Genomic DNA, 12885 nt, shown 5'->3' with positions numbered 1-12885 from the left:
CTGAAACAGCGGGCGTCGGCGTTTCGACGTCATCGCTCCCGCGCCCCTCAGAGCAGGGGCTCAGCGTACGGACGCTTCTTGGGGGCGCGGGGAACTGCGCGGCACGCCCCCACCGGGGCGCACCCGGGAGTCGAGCCCAGCCCCGCTGTTTCAGGGGCGCGGGGAACTGCGCGGCACGCCCCCACCCGGCCGCACCCAACAGTCGAGCCCAGCCCCGCTGTTTCAGGGGCGCGGGGAACTGCGCGGCACGCCCCCACCGGGGCGCACCCGGGGTCGAGCCCAGCCAACCCCTTGCTAGTCCTTCTTCAGGACGAAAGACGTCTGCGACTTCGGCAAACCCGCCGGCTTCGCTTCGACCAAGTACGTACCCGGCGTAGCCGAAAGCGCCGGCGGCGTCGCACACTGCGGCGCACTCGCCTTGCGGTTCCATTCGACCGTACGGATGACCTGGTCGTTCGCCGGAATGCGGAACAGAACGCTCGCCGCACCCGTCGGGCAGTCCGCCGAGGACCAGATCTCGTCGTCCCCCTTCGCCTGAGTGATCGTCAGCACCGCGCTCTTCGGACCGAGATCGAGCTTGCAGTCGCTGCCGGAGGAGTTCTTGGCGATCAGTTCGAAGGTGGGCTTCTCGTCCGGCGCGTACGAGTTGTGGACGCTGCGCAGCGTCACCTTCACCGCCCCGGGCGTGCAGTCGGGAACGCTGGACCCGGCCGGCACCGTGTCGCCCGAGCCACCGCCACCCTCACCGTCGTCCGCACCGCCACCCCCGGAACCGGAGCCGGAGCCGGAGCCGGAACCCGAACCGGCCCCGCCCGCACCGGAATCGCCGGACCCGCCGGAGCCCCCGGAGCCTCCCGAACCTTCGGAGCCGCCGTCGCTCGACTCGTCGCGCCCGCCCGGCGCTTGGCTGATCGCGGACTCCGAGTCCGAGGGGCCGGGCGTGATCGACGCGGTGGGGTTCTTGCCGTTGGACCCGTCGGCGTCGTTCTTTCCGCCGCCCCCGCCGTCGGAGGTCACCACCCAGGTGACCAACAGGGCCATCACGGCGAACATGGACGCCAGAATGGCCCTCCGTCGCCAGTAGATGGAGGAGGGAAGCGGCCCGACCGGATTGCGCAAAGATCCCACGGCGCAAACTGTACGAGAGATCGGGGAGTTCACTGGCCTCACCCGCCGCTCAACCCCCCAACTTTTTCCGATCATCAGCCCGGGAGACGCTTCGAGGCCGGCGTGGGGCCGCCCCCAGGCGGCTTCAGGGGCGCGGGGAACTGCGCGCGCGACCCCCACCCACCCGCAGCCAACACACGACGCACTCCGGCCAGCCCTCCGGAGGATCCCCCGCATGGAAGAATCGCCCCTGCCATGACTGCGCCCACGAAACCCACGCACGCCCGGCCGGACTCGTCCGAATCCGTCGGGGACGACCTCCACGCCCCGGTCATCGACTGGTTCGAGGAGAACGCACGCGACCTCCCCTGGCGGCGCCCCGACGCGGGCCCGTGGGGCGTGATGGTCAGCGAGTTCATGCTGCAGCAGACCCCGGTGAGCCGCGTGCTCCCGGTGTACGAGCAGTGGATGGCCCGCTGGCCGCGCCCCGCCGATCTCGCCGAGGACGCGCCGGGCGAGGCCGTCCGTGCCTGGGGCCGCCTCGGCTACCCCCGCCGCGCCCTGCGCCTGCACGGCGCCGCGGTCGCCATAACGGAGCGGCACGACGGCGACGTACCCACGGAGCACGCGCAACTGCTCGCGCTGCCCGGCATCGGCGAGTACACGGCCGCGGCGGTGGCCTCGTTCGCATACGGGCAGCGGCACGCCGTCCTCGACACGAACGTGCGGCGGGTGTTCGCGCGGGCCGTCACCGGGGTCCAGTACCCGCCGAACGCCACGACCGCCGCCGAGCGCAGGCTCGCCCGCACGCTGCTGCCCGACGACGAGCGCACGGCCGCGCTCTGGGCCGCCGCGTCCATGGAACTCGGCGCGCTCGTGTGCACGGCGAAGAACGAGACGTGCGTACGCTGCCCGATCGCCGCCCTGTGCACCTGGCGGCTGGCCGGGAAGCCCGCGCACGACGGACCGCCGCGGCGCGGCCAGACCTACGCGGGTACGGACCGGCAGGTGCGCGGCCGGCTGCTCGCCGTACTGCGCGAGGCGGTCACGCCCGTCCCGCAGTCGGCCCTCGACCGGGTCTGGGAGGAGCCGGTGCAGCGGGCCCGCGCCCTGGACGGCCTGGTCTCCGACGGACTGGTCGAACCGCTCGCCGGCGGTCTGTACCGGCTCCCACAGAGCTGACCCGCAGGGCTCCCGCAGAGCTGACCCGCACGACTGACTTACAAAGCTGCCGCGCAGAGCCGACCCACAGGCTTCACCGAGCTCCGTGACAGAGGCGCGGCGGGCAAAACGCCCCGTACCCACCCCAGTCGGCACCTCGTCTTACCCAGGCCCTACTTCCGTTACACAACCTATGGACAGCCGAGCGCTCGCCGCATGCTCGCTCGGACAACCCCGTGACAACAGCTCCGTAACTTCAGTGCCGTACCGCGGACCGGCGGTACGGCAGGCAACGGACAGCCGGCAGCACCCAGGCCGGAACGGGGACGGAGGCGGTTGGAATGGCGCACGGCGAGGTGCTTGAGTTCGAGGAGTACGTACGCACGCGGCAGGACGCGTTGCTGCGCAGCGCACGCCGCCTGGTCCCCGACCCCGTCGACGCCCAGGACCTCCTGCAGACCGCGCTGGTGCGCACGTACGGACGCTGGGACGGCATCGCGGACAAGCGCCTCGCCGACGCCTATCTGCGCCGCGTCATGATCAACACGCGTACGGAGTGGTGGCGGGCCCGCAAGCTGGAGGAGGTCCCCACCGAGCAGCTGCCGGACGCGAGCGTGGACGACTCCACCGAGCAGCACGCGGACCGCGCGCTCCTTATGGACATCATGAAGGTGCTGGCTCCCAAGCAGCGCAGCGTCGTCGTGCTGCGACACTGGGAGCAGATGTCCACGGAGGAGACGGCCGCCGCCCTCGGTATGTCGGCCGGCACGGTCAAGAGCACACTGCACCGGGCGCTCGCCCGGCTCCGCGAGGAGCTGGAGCGCCGGGCGTCCGACGAGAACGACGAGAACGACAGGCTCGGCGTACGCGTGCCGGAGCGTGAGGAGCGGGAGCGTTGCGCGGCCTAGACCCAGAGGCTCCGCGGGCCCGTGGGGTCCGGAAGGCGGTGATCACGGCAGCGGCCGTGCTCGCCGCCCTCGGCCTTTCCGTGTCCGCCTGCGGTACGGGCGGCACCGGCGCCCGGGACGAGGGTCCGGCCCTCTCCGACTCCGGAAGCGCCCGGGACGCGGCCCCCGCCACCTCCTATCCCGCCCAGGCCCCGGCCACCCCCGACCGGGTGGACGCGGTCCGTCTGGTCAGGGCCGACCCCGGGGTCAGCACGGCGGTCAAGCGCGACCTGAAGCCGTGCGTCGGCGACGAGTACCCGGTCGACGTGTCGTACGGCAACCTCACCGGCGGTTCCGCCGCGGACGTCGTGATCAACGTGATGACCTGCGGGGACGCGGTCGGCGTCGGCTCGTACGTGTACCGCGAGGAGGGCGACGCGTACAAGAACGTCTTCCGTGCCGAGGAGCCCCCGGTGTACGCGGAGATCGACCGGGGCGACCTGGTGATCACCCAGCAGGTGTACGAGAAGGACGACTCGGTGACGTATCCGTCCGGCGAGGAAGTGATCACGTACCACTGGACGGCGACCCGCTTCACCGAGCGGGCCAGGACGCACAACGACTACAGCAAGGTGGTGGGCGGCGAGTCCGCGGCCCCCACCGACCAGTAGCCCCGCACCGAGCAATCGCACGACCGCCCAACCGTGCAACCGCACAACCGCACAAGCAAGTCGCAACGGCCCGACAGACCGAGAAGACGAGAGCACCCGGATGGCAGAGCACACCCATGTCCTGTTCGTCGAGGACGACGACGTCATCCGCGAGGCCACCCAACTCGCGCTGGAACGCGACGGCTTCGTGGTCACCGCCATGCCCGACGGGCTGTCGGGTCTTGAGGCGTTCCGGGCCGACCGGCCCGACATCGCGCTCCTCGACGTGATGGTGCCGGGCCTCGACGGGGTGTCGCTGTGCCGCCGGATCCGGGACGAGTCGACCGTTCCCGTGATCATGCTGTCGGCCCGCGCCGACTCCATCGACGTCGTGCTCGGCCTGGAGGCGGGCGCCGACGACTACGTGACCAAGCCCTTCGACGGGGCCGTGCTGGTCGCACGCATCCGGGCCGTGCTGCGGCGCTTCGGACACGCGAGCGGGCCGCGCGCCGACGGCGGGAGCGAGAGTGCGTCGACCGAGCACGGCGGCGGTGTACTGACCTTCGGCGCGGGCTCCGGTCCCGGCGAGCTGGAGATCGACACGGAGGGCATGGAGGTGCGCAGGGGCGGCGCCCCCGTGTCGCTGACGCCCACCGAGATGCGGCTGCTCCTGGAGTTCTCGTCCTCACCCGGTACGGTCCTGTCGCGCGACAAGCTGCTGGAGCGGGTGTGGGACTACGGCTGGGGCGGTGACACCCGGGTCGTGGACGTCCATGTGCAGCGGCTGCGTACGAAGATCGGCCAGGACCGGATCGAGACGGTCCGCGGCTTCGGCTACAAGTTGAAGGCCTGAGCGGAGCGGACGATGCGGGGGACGAGCGGCAACCCGGCCGACGGACAGGGCGAGTTCGGCGATGACGGGAACGGACGCGGGCACGGGAACGGACCCGCGAACGGCAACGGGAACGGTGCGCCGGGCGTGAGCGTCGTGGGACAGGGGCGGGCCGGTGCGGCCGGGCGGCGCGAGAGACTCGGGCGCCTGATGCCGCGTACGGGGATCCGATGGAAGCTGAGCGCCGCCATCGCCGCGGTCGGGGCGCTGGTCGCCGTCGCGCTGAGCCTGGTCGTGCACAACGCCGCCCGGGTCTCCATGCTCGACAACGCGCGCGACCTCGCCGACGAACGCGTCCAGATCGCGCAGCGGAACTACGAGGCGTCCGGGCGGCCCAACTTCCCCGGTGTCAGGATCGACGACCCCGCCCTGCCGAAGGACCTGCTGGCGAAGGCGACGGCCGGGCGGCGGGCGACCTATGTGACGGAACACCGCGACGGCGTGCCCGACATCTGGGCGGCCGTACCGCTCAAGGACGGCCGCATCCTGTCGCTGCACACGAACTTCACCGACCGCAGCACGACCGTCCTCAAGGACCTCGACGAGGCGCTGCTCATCGGTTCGATCGCGGTCGTCTTCGGCGGCTGCGCGCTCGGCGTGCTCATCGGCGGCCAGCTCTCACGGCGGCTGCGCAAGGCGGCCACGGCGGCCCGGCGGGTCGCGCAGGGCGAGCCGGACGTGCGCGTACGGGACTCCATCGGCGGGGTCGTGCGCGACGAGACCGACGACCTCGCGCGGGCCGTGGACGCGATGGCCGACGCGTTGCAGCAGCGCATCGAGGCGGAGCGGCGGGTGACCGCGGACATCGCGCACGAGCTGCGCACCCCGGTGACCGGGCTGCTCACCGCGGCGGAGCTGCTGCCGCCGGGGCGCCCCACGGAGCTTGTACGGGACCGGGCGCAGGCCATGCGGCAACTGGTCGAGGACGTGCTGGAGGTGGCCCGGCTGGACAGCGCGTCCGAGCGGGCCGAGTTGCAGGACATCCTGCTGGGCGAGTTCGTGACCCGGCGGGTGATCGCGCGGGACCCGGGGATCGTGGTCCGGGTGGTCCACGAGTCGGCGGTCACGACGGACCCGCGCCGCCTGGAACGGGTCCTCATCAACCTGCTGGTCAACGCCGCCAAGCACGGCAAGCCGCCCATCGAGGTCACCGTCGAGGGCCGGGTCATCCGGGTCCGCGACCACGGGCCCGGCTTCCCCGACGCACTCCTGGCCGACGGGCCCAGCCGCTTCCGCACCGGCAGCAGTGACCGGGCCGGGCACGGGCACGGGCTGGGGCTCACGATCGCGGCGGGGCAGGCGCGGGTGCTGGGGGCGCGGCTCACGTTTCGCAATGTGCGGGCGGTGGGGGCGCCTGAAGGGGTGCCGGCGGAGGGGGCGGTGGCGGTGCTCTGGCTCCCGGAACACGCTCCGACGAACACGGGCAGTTACCCGATGCTGCCGGAATGACCTGCCCCTGGGCTGCCGCCCCGGCCCCCTTTCGTCCTCAGACGCCGGACGGGCTGGGGGGTTCGGCCGGGCCCGGGCCGGACTTCACCTGCGGACCGGTGGGGGTTGTTCGCGCAGTTCCCCGCGCCCCTCAAAGCCGCATGCGCGGAGGGCAGTTCGTCGGGTGCGGCTCGGTGGGGGCTGGCCGCGCAGTTCCCCGCGCCCCTGAAAATGGGGCTGCGCCCCGATTTTCAGGCCGCCGCGTGCTCGGCGCTCGCTGCCGGCCCTCCCCAAACCCGCCCCAGGCCCTGCATAGCCCCTCCGGCGTTTGAGGAGCGGGGGTTCGGGGGCGGAGCCCCTGTGGCGGGGACGGGGATGGGTAGGGGCGGCGGGGGCGGAGAAAAGGCCCCCGGCCACGGAACACCGTCCGTGGCCAGGGGCCGTCAGGCCAGGTCGCCGAGCGCCGGCGCCAGGCTCAGACCGCCTCCACCGACTTCTCCCCGCCGGAGGCACCCGCGCCGGCCCCCCGAAGCGGAACCTCCTTCACGAACAGAGCCCCCACCAGCGCGACGACCGCGACAACCGCCCCCAGCAGGAACGCGGAATGCGTCCCGGACGCGACAGCGTGCTGGTACGCCTCCCGCGCGGCCACCGGCAGCTTCGCCAGGCTGGCCGCATCCAGCTGCGCGGACTGCTCGGTCACCTTCGCCCCCAGCGCCCCGGCCCGCTCGGCCATCACGTCCTGGACCCGGTGGTTGAACAGCGCGCCCATGATGGCGACACCGAAGGACGAGCCGAGCGTACGGAACAGCGTGGTGCTGGACGACGCGACACCCATGTCCTTCATCTCGACGCTGTTCTGCGAGACGAGCATGGTGATCTGCATCAGACAGCCCATGCCCGCCCCGACCACGGCCATGTACACACCGGACGTCAGCCGCGACGTGTCCGTGTCCATGAGCGACAGCAGATACAGCCCGACCACCATCAGCGCGCTGCCCACGATCGGGAAGACCTTGTAGCGCCCGGTGCTGGTGGTCACCCGCCCGGCGAACATCGACGTCACGAGCATCGCGCCGAGCATGGGCAGGAGCAGCAGCCCGGAGTTGGTCGCGGACGCGCCCTGCACCGACTGCTGGTACAGCGGCAGGAACAGCACCGCGCCGAACATCACGAACCCGGCGACGAACCCGACGAGGGACATCAGCGTGAAGTTGCGGCTGCGGAAGATGTGCAGCGGCATGACCGGCGCGGCGGCCTTGGTCTGCACGAACAGGAAGCCGACGAGCGCGGCGACGCCGATGGCGATCAGTTCCATGATCCGGGCGGAGCCCCAGGCGTACTCGGTCCCGCCCCAGGTGGTGACGAGCACGATCGAGGTGATGCCCACGGTGAGCAGCGCGGCGCCGAGATAGTCGATCCGCGCGTCCACCCGCTTCTTGGGCAGGTGCAGTACGGCGCTGACGGCGATCAGTGCTATGACGCCGAGCGGCAGGTTGATGTAGAAGGACCAGCGCCAGCCCCAGTTGTCGGTGATGGTGCCGCCGATCAGCGGGCCGCCGATCATCGCGAGGGCCATCACGCCGGCCATCATGCCCTGGTACTTGCCCCGCTCACGCGGCGGAATCAGGTCGCCGATGATCGCCATGACGCCGACCATCAGTCCGCCCGCGCCGAGTCCCTGGATCGCGCGGAACCCGATGAGCTGGCCCATGTCCTGGGCCATTCCGCTGAGCGCCGAGCCGATCAGGAAGAGCACGATGGACGTCATGAAGACGCCCTTGCGCCCGTACATGTCGCCGAGCTTGCCCCAGATGGGGGTGGAGGCGGCGGTGGCGAGCGTGTAGGCGGTGACGACCCAGGACAGGTGTTCCAGACCGCCCAGTTCGCCCACGATGGTCGGCATCGCGGTGCCGATGATCATGTTGTCGAGCATCGCGAGCATCATCGCGATCATGAGCGCCATCAGGACGACCCGTACGCTCCTGGGCTGCTTGCCCGCGTCCGCGGCGCCCACGGCACCCACGGGGTCCGCGGCCACGGCCGCCGCCGACGCCCGGGACGCCGCCGCGGACTTCGCCGGCGCGTCCTGCGGCGCGGCCGACTTCGCCGACCGGGCCGACTTCGCCGGTTTCATCGGTTTGATCGGCCTGCGCGGCCTCCGCGGCCCCTCCGACCCGTTCGAAGCCGAAGCTGGAGCCGAAGCCGAGGCCGACCCCGGCATCGCGTCCGCCGGCTCCGCCTCATCCGCTGCTCCGGCCGCTCCGGCCGTCCTGGTGTCCGCCACTTAGCCCACTCCCCTGGGTACCGCTCTTCATTGCCACTTACTTGCCGACCGGCAAGTTGACTACACTGGGGAAAGTAGACCCGTAACTAGCCGGGCGTCAAGTAAGTTTTTCTTTACCCACGCTGCGGCGTGCGACCAGGACGAGGGGCGGCCACGATGGACGGCAGCAGGCAGCGGCGGCGCGGGGACACCCGCCAGCGCATCCAGGACGTGGCTGTCGAACTGTTCGCCGAGCAGGGTTACGAGAAGACGTCCCTGCGCGAGATCGCCGAGCGGCTGGACGTCACCAAGGCCGCGCTCTACTACCACTTCAAGACCAAGGAAGACATCCTCATCAGCCTCTTCGAGGATCTGACGAGGCCGATGGACGAGCTGATCGAGTGGGGCAAGGGGCAGCCGCGCTCCCTCGACACCAAGCAGGAACTCCTGCGCCGGTACAGCCAGGCCCTCACCGACGCGGCCCCCCTTTTCCGCTTCATGCAGGAGAACCAGGCGACGGTCCGCGAGCTGAGCATCGGCGAGTCGTTCAAGGACCGCATGGTCAAGATGCTGGACATCATCAGGGAGCCCGAGGCCCCGCTGACGGACCAGGTGCGCTGCGTGAGCGCGCTGTTCACGATGCACGCCGGGATGTTCGCCCTCAAGGACATGGAAGGCGACCCCGAGGACAAGCGGAAAGCCGTCCTGGAGGTCGCCATCGATCTGGTCACCCGGGCACACTCGGGCCCGCACCCGGCACCCTGAGGTCCCTCAGGGACAAGCTCTGAGGTCCGTCAGAGGCTGAGCCCCTTGGAGCGCAGGAACGCGACCGGGTCGACCGCCGAGCCGTAGTTGGCCGTCGTACGGATCTCGAAGTGCAGGTGCGGCCCGCTGGAGTTGCCGGTGTTGCCGGACAGCGCGATCCGCTGGCCGGTCTTGACGACCTGGCCGGGCTTCACGTCGACCCGGGACAGGTGCGCGTACTGCGAGTACGTGCCGTTGCTGTGCTTGATCACGACGGCGTTGCCGTACGCGGGACCGTCGCCGGCGCCGTTGCCGCCGGTCTTCACGACGGTGCCGCCGTGCGCGGCGACGACCTTGGTGCCGGAGGCGACGGCGAAGTCCTGGCCGGAGTGGGTGGACGACCACAGGTTGCCGGCCTGGGCGAAGCTCGCGGAGAGCTTGTACTTCGCGACCGGGTCGACCCAGGAGGAGACATTTTTCGCGGCGGGCTTGGCCGCGGCCTTCTTGGCCTGCGCCTTCTTGGCGGCGGCCTTGCTCTTGGCCTGGGCGGCCTTCGCCTGGGCCGCGGCCTGCTCCTGGACGGAGACGGCGGCCGCACTCGACAGGGAGACCGCGCTCGGCTTGGCGTCCGCGGCGACCGCGACCCCGGCTCCGACGGCGGTCGAGACTCCCAGACCGAGGGCCAGGACGGCCGCCCGGGCACGGAGCTGGGACGTGCCGGGTATGCGGGACGTGGTGCGCTGCGACATGGGGACTACCTCCGGGGGACGGGCAACAACACACCCGGCGCGCTGTCGGTGCGCCGGGCGGGGGTCATCCCTTGGTAACCCGTACTCCCGCCGTCCCCCAAAACACCCTTCTACGACCCCAAGTCGTACTTGACCCCGAAACTTCCGACTCCTTGACAGAACCACCGCCGAATACGAAAACCTCCCGGTTATCTTTCATAAGTCTGGTTTACCCGCACTTCAGACCCGCCCCTCACGGCCCGGGCTCCACCTCGCCGACCGCGCCCCCCACCCCGAAGGACCTCGGACCCACCCCCAGGGCCAAAGGTCCCTTTTGTCCACCCGGCGTCCACCACTAGCGCCCCTAGTAGGGCGGGAAACGCCTGTGCGTCATGTCACCGGGCGGCAAGATCCAGGAAGCCTCCGATGTGACGGCGGCTACAGCCCCTCCCCCGTCAGACCCCCGGTTCGAGCAGCGGCAGCGCCCCGAAGACGTGCTCCCGCCACAGCTCCCGGGAGACCTCCTCCGGGTACGGCGCCACGCTCGGCCGCGTGTCGAAGAGCCGTACCGGCCGCCGATCGACGTCGTACGCCGGCCACCCGGGCCCCCGCCCCGCCGCGAAAGCCGTCCACGCGGCCCGGAACAGCGCCGACAGCTCCTCCGCCTCGGCGGGCGGTGTCTGGCCGAACAGCAGCGCGGGCAGCCCGCCGCGCAGGTTCCCGAAGACCAGCGGCACATCGAGCCCGTGGCAGGCCCCGAGCAGCCCGCCCATGCCGGGCGCCGCCCAGACCAGCTCGTACACATGGGCCCGGCCGCCACCCGCGACCTGGGCCTCGGCCAGCTGCAGGGTCGGCATCCGGAAGAGCCAGTCGGAGCGGACCAGCTCGTACAGCCCCGCCGCGTCGAGCCCCGGAACGGCCTTCCGGTACGCCTCCTCGCCGCCCGAGCCGCCTCCGCCTCCCGAGCCGCCGGCGCCCTCCGCGCCGCCCGTTCCGGGCGAGAACGTCCGCAGCGCCGCCGTCGCCCGTTCCTCCGAGAGCTCCCCGCCGAGCGTTCCGTCCAGCGCCATGAAGAGCCGGAACTCGTCCCGCGTATGACCGGCCACCAGCTCGATGTCACGTGCGGCTCCGGCCGCGAGCGCCTCCCAGGGCGCGCGGGGCAACACGTCCCCGTCCACCACGGGCGCCAGCGGGATGGCCGTGTGCGCCAGCACTCCCCACCGGTGCGCGTACCGCTCCATCCGCGCCCCGACCGCGTCCGCCGCCGCGGGCAGCAGCCCCGGCCCGACCGTGGCCAGGTCGTCCACGGTCGGCCGCAGTCCCAGCTCCGCCGCGAACTCCCCGGCGATGTCCGCGGCGAGCGGGGCCGAGAGGAACGGTCCCGGCACACTCTGGGTGACGGCCCGGCGGAAGAGCCCGGCCGCACGCGGCATCGCCAGCAGCGCGGCGAGCGAGCCCGCGCCCGCCGACTCGCCGAAGACGGTGACACGGTCCGGGTCACCGCCGAAGGCACGGATGTTGTCCCGCACCCAGGCGAGCGCGGCGACCTGGTCGAGCAGCCCGCGGTTGGCGGGCGCGCCCTCGATGTGCGCGAACCCCTCGATGCCGAGGCGGTAGTTGAGCGTCACCAGGACGACGCCCTCCGCGGCCAGCCGCCCGCCGTCGTACTCGGGCTGACCCGACATCCCGATGACGTACGCGCCCCCGAACAGCCACACCATCACAGGCAGTCCGGCGCCGGGGCCGGGCTCGGGCGTCCAGACGTTCAGCGTCAGCCAGTCCCCGTCGTCGGCGTCCGGGGGCGCGAGCGCGTCCATGCCGAACGCCGCGGACTGCGGGGGCGGGGTCCCGAACGCGGTCGCCTCCCGTACGCCGTCCCAGCCCCGCGGAGGCCTCGGCGCCCCGAACCGCAGCGCGCCGACGGGCGGTTCGGCGAACGGGATCCCGCGGAACACCGCCGTGCCCGCCCTCCCGGCCTCGCCCCTCAACACCCCGGCCTGCGTGCGGACTTCGGGTCGGTCGACATCCATGGCGGTTCCCTCCTCGGACGGTTCGGGACATCGCGCATCCTCCCGCCCCGCCACCCGGAACTGCCACCGCTTTTGTCACGCCGGGATCGGCGGCACGCACACCGCCACGAAGACGTACGCCGCTCTCCGCGCCGCCTCCAGGGGACCCGAGGTCTATCCCGACCCCACCTGGGCGCCCTACAGTTACCGCCCAGTAATCTCTTCGACCCCCTCCGGCCCCCCACGCCCGTGAGCATGCACCACGAACCATGTCCCGCAGCGCTCCCCTCCGAGAGGAACCCCCCACCCATGACCGGAAGCAGCCTGCAGCGCCTGATCGGTGTGACCGTCGCCGCCACGGCCGCCACCGCGGCCCTGATGAGCCCGGCCTCCGCCGCCACCCCGGCCGCGGCCACCACCCCGGCCACCACCGCGGTGACCGCCGCGGCCGACGTCGACCACGCCACCTGGCAGAACGACTGCCGGGCCGTCATGGCCGAGGCGCTGCCGTACCTGAAGGAACGTATCGCCGGTGCGGCCGAGGGCGAGAAGCAGGCCATCGTCTTCGACATCGACAACACCACGCTGGAGACCGACTTCGGCTTCAGCTACCCCTCGCCGGCCAACGCGCCCGTCCTCGACGTGGCGAGGTACGCGCAGGACCACGGCGTCGCCCTGTTCTTCGTCACGGCCCGCCCGGACATCATCAAGTCGGTGACGGACTACAACCTCAAGCACGTCGGCTACCAGGTCTCCGGCCTGTACGTACGCAGCTTCATCGACCTCTTCAAGGACGTGGCCGCCTACAAGACCGCACAGCGCAAGGCCGTCGAGGCCAAGGGCTACACGATCATCGCGAACATCGGCAACAGCGCCACCGACCTGTCGGGCGGGCACGCCGAGAAGACGTACAAGCTGCCGGACTACGACGGCCAGCTGTCCTGAGGGACGGGGACATGGCGGGGCCCGGGCCGGGTCCCGGACACGCCGATGGGGCCGGTGCTCGAAAGCAC

Annotated in this window: 12 protein-coding genes; 8 read left to right on the top strand and 4 right to left on the bottom strand. The window is 71.7% G+C overall.

Annotation, left to right across the window (positions count from 1 at the left end):
- Window positions 1–294 precede the first annotated feature (294 nt).
- Window positions 295–1128 (bottom strand): hypothetical protein, encoded by an 834-nt coding sequence (locus ACFWGJ_RS33610; protein ID WP_387332200.1) that lies wholly within the window; start codon window positions 1126–1128, stop codon window positions 295–297.
- A 234-nt stretch (window positions 1129–1362) separates the two neighbouring features.
- Between ACFWGJ_RS33610 and ACFWGJ_RS33605 the strand changes: the two genes are divergently transcribed.
- The 5 genes from ACFWGJ_RS33605 to cseC all read left to right on the top strand — a co-directional run bounded on the left by ACFWGJ_RS33605 (window position 1363) and on the right by cseC (window position 6146).
- Window positions 1363–2289, top strand: coding sequence for an A/G-specific adenine glycosylase (locus ACFWGJ_RS33605; protein ID WP_387332198.1), 927 nt, complete (start codon window positions 1363–1365; stop codon window positions 2287–2289).
- Between the two features lie 320 nt (window positions 2290–2609).
- Window positions 2610–3176, top strand: a complete 567-nt coding sequence (locus tag ACFWGJ_RS33600) for a SigE family RNA polymerase sigma factor (protein WP_387332196.1) — start codon at window positions 2610–2612, stop codon at window positions 3174–3176.
- Window positions 3164–3826 (top strand): hypothetical protein, encoded by a 663-nt coding sequence (locus ACFWGJ_RS33595; RefSeq protein ID WP_381833349.1) that lies wholly within the window; start codon window positions 3164–3166, stop codon window positions 3824–3826. Before ACFWGJ_RS33600 ends, ACFWGJ_RS33595 begins: the two co-directional genes overlap by 13 nt.
- A 100-nt stretch (window positions 3827–3926) precedes the next feature.
- Window positions 3927–4658: a two-component system response regulator CseB gene (gene cseB, locus ACFWGJ_RS33590; protein WP_387332194.1), complete on the top strand. Its 732-nt coding sequence runs from the start codon at window positions 3927–3929 to the stop codon at window positions 4656–4658.
- Between the two features lie 12 nt (window positions 4659–4670).
- A complete protein-coding gene (gene cseC, locus ACFWGJ_RS33585) occupies window positions 4671–6146 on the top strand; it encodes a two-component system sensor histidine kinase CseC (protein WP_387332192.1) in 1476 nt (491 codons plus the stop codon).
- A 454-nt stretch (window positions 6147–6600) separates the two neighbouring features.
- Here the strand turns inward: cseC and ACFWGJ_RS33580 are convergent, their stop codons facing one another.
- Window positions 6601–8091 (bottom strand): MDR family MFS transporter, encoded by a 1491-nt coding sequence (locus ACFWGJ_RS33580; RefSeq protein WP_381833031.1) that lies wholly within the window; start codon window positions 8089–8091, stop codon window positions 6601–6603.
- On the opposite strand from ACFWGJ_RS33580, the gene ACFWGJ_RS33575 reads away from it, so the two are divergent.
- Window positions 8081–8416, top strand: coding sequence for a hypothetical protein (locus tag ACFWGJ_RS33575; RefSeq protein ID WP_387332190.1), 336 nt, complete (start codon window positions 8081–8083; stop codon window positions 8414–8416). The genes ACFWGJ_RS33580 and ACFWGJ_RS33575 overlap by 11 nt on opposite strands.
- A 152-nt stretch (window positions 8417–8568) precedes the next feature.
- Window positions 8569–9156 carry a TetR/AcrR family transcriptional regulator gene (locus ACFWGJ_RS33570; RefSeq protein WP_387332188.1) on the top strand — a complete coding sequence of 196 codons (588 nt, stop codon included), beginning with the start codon at window positions 8569–8571 and terminating at the stop codon, window positions 9154–9156.
- Window positions 9157–9185: 29 nt separating this feature from the next.
- Here the strand turns inward: ACFWGJ_RS33570 and ACFWGJ_RS33565 are convergent, their stop codons facing one another.
- Both ACFWGJ_RS33565 and ACFWGJ_RS33560 read right to left on the bottom strand, forming a co-directional pair.
- Entirely contained in the window at window positions 9186–9884 is a 699-nt protein-coding gene (locus ACFWGJ_RS33565; RefSeq protein WP_387332186.1) for a M23 family metallopeptidase, read from the bottom strand.
- Between the two features lie 434 nt (window positions 9885–10318).
- Window positions 10319–11893: a carboxylesterase/lipase family protein gene (locus tag ACFWGJ_RS33560; protein WP_387332184.1), complete on the bottom strand. Its 1575-nt coding sequence runs from the start codon at window positions 11891–11893 to the stop codon at window positions 10319–10321.
- A gap of 288 nt (window positions 11894–12181) precedes the next feature.
- Between ACFWGJ_RS33560 and ACFWGJ_RS33555 the strand changes: the two genes are divergently transcribed.
- Entirely contained in the window at window positions 12182–12817 is a 636-nt protein-coding gene (locus ACFWGJ_RS33555) for an HAD family acid phosphatase (protein WP_387332182.1), read from the top strand.
- Window positions 12818–12885: the final 68 nt, after the last annotated feature.

Origin of the sequence: Streptomyces sp. NPDC060205 (assembly GCF_042728395.1) — a bacterium.
Classification (GTDB): domain Bacteria; phylum Actinomycetota; class Actinomycetes; order Streptomycetales; family Streptomycetaceae; genus Streptomyces.
The sequence above is the reverse complement of the archived record's forward strand: the minus strand, read 5'-3'. Positions and strand labels throughout refer to the sequence as shown.

Bases quoted from the DNA above. Each gene is read 5' to 3' on its own strand.
- ACFWGJ_RS33605 (WP_387332198.1), top strand. From the start codon at position 1,363: ATGACTGCGCCCACGAAACCCACGCACGCCCGGCCGGACTCGTCCGAA.
- ACFWGJ_RS33600 (WP_387332196.1), top strand. From the start codon at position 2,610: ATGGCGCACGGCGAGGTGCTTGAGTTCGAGGAGTACGTACGCACGCGG.
- cseB (WP_387332194.1), top strand. From the start codon at position 3,927: ATGGCAGAGCACACCCATGTCCTGTTCGTCGAGGACGACGACGTCATC.
- cseC (WP_387332192.1), top strand. From the start codon at position 4,671: ATGCGGGGGACGAGCGGCAACCCGGCCGACGGACAGGGCGAGTTCGGC.
- ACFWGJ_RS33575 (WP_387332190.1), top strand. From the start codon at position 8,081: ATGAGCGCCATCAGGACGACCCGTACGCTCCTGGGCTGCTTGCCCGCG.
- ACFWGJ_RS33580 (WP_381833031.1), bottom strand. From the start codon at position 8,091: ATGGCGCTCATGATCGCGATGATGCTCGCGATGCTCGACAACATGATC.
- ACFWGJ_RS33570 (WP_387332188.1), top strand. From the start codon at position 8,569: ATGGACGGCAGCAGGCAGCGGCGGCGCGGGGACACCCGCCAGCGCATC.
- ACFWGJ_RS33565 (WP_387332186.1), bottom strand. From the start codon at position 9,884: ATGTCGCAGCGCACCACGTCCCGCATACCCGGCACGTCCCAGCTCCGT.
- ACFWGJ_RS33560 (WP_387332184.1), bottom strand. From the start codon at position 11,893: ATGGATGTCGACCGACCCGAAGTCCGCACGCAGGCCGGGGTGTTGAGG.
- ACFWGJ_RS33555 (WP_387332182.1), top strand. From the start codon at position 12,182: ATGACCGGAAGCAGCCTGCAGCGCCTGATCGGTGTGACCGTCGCCGCC.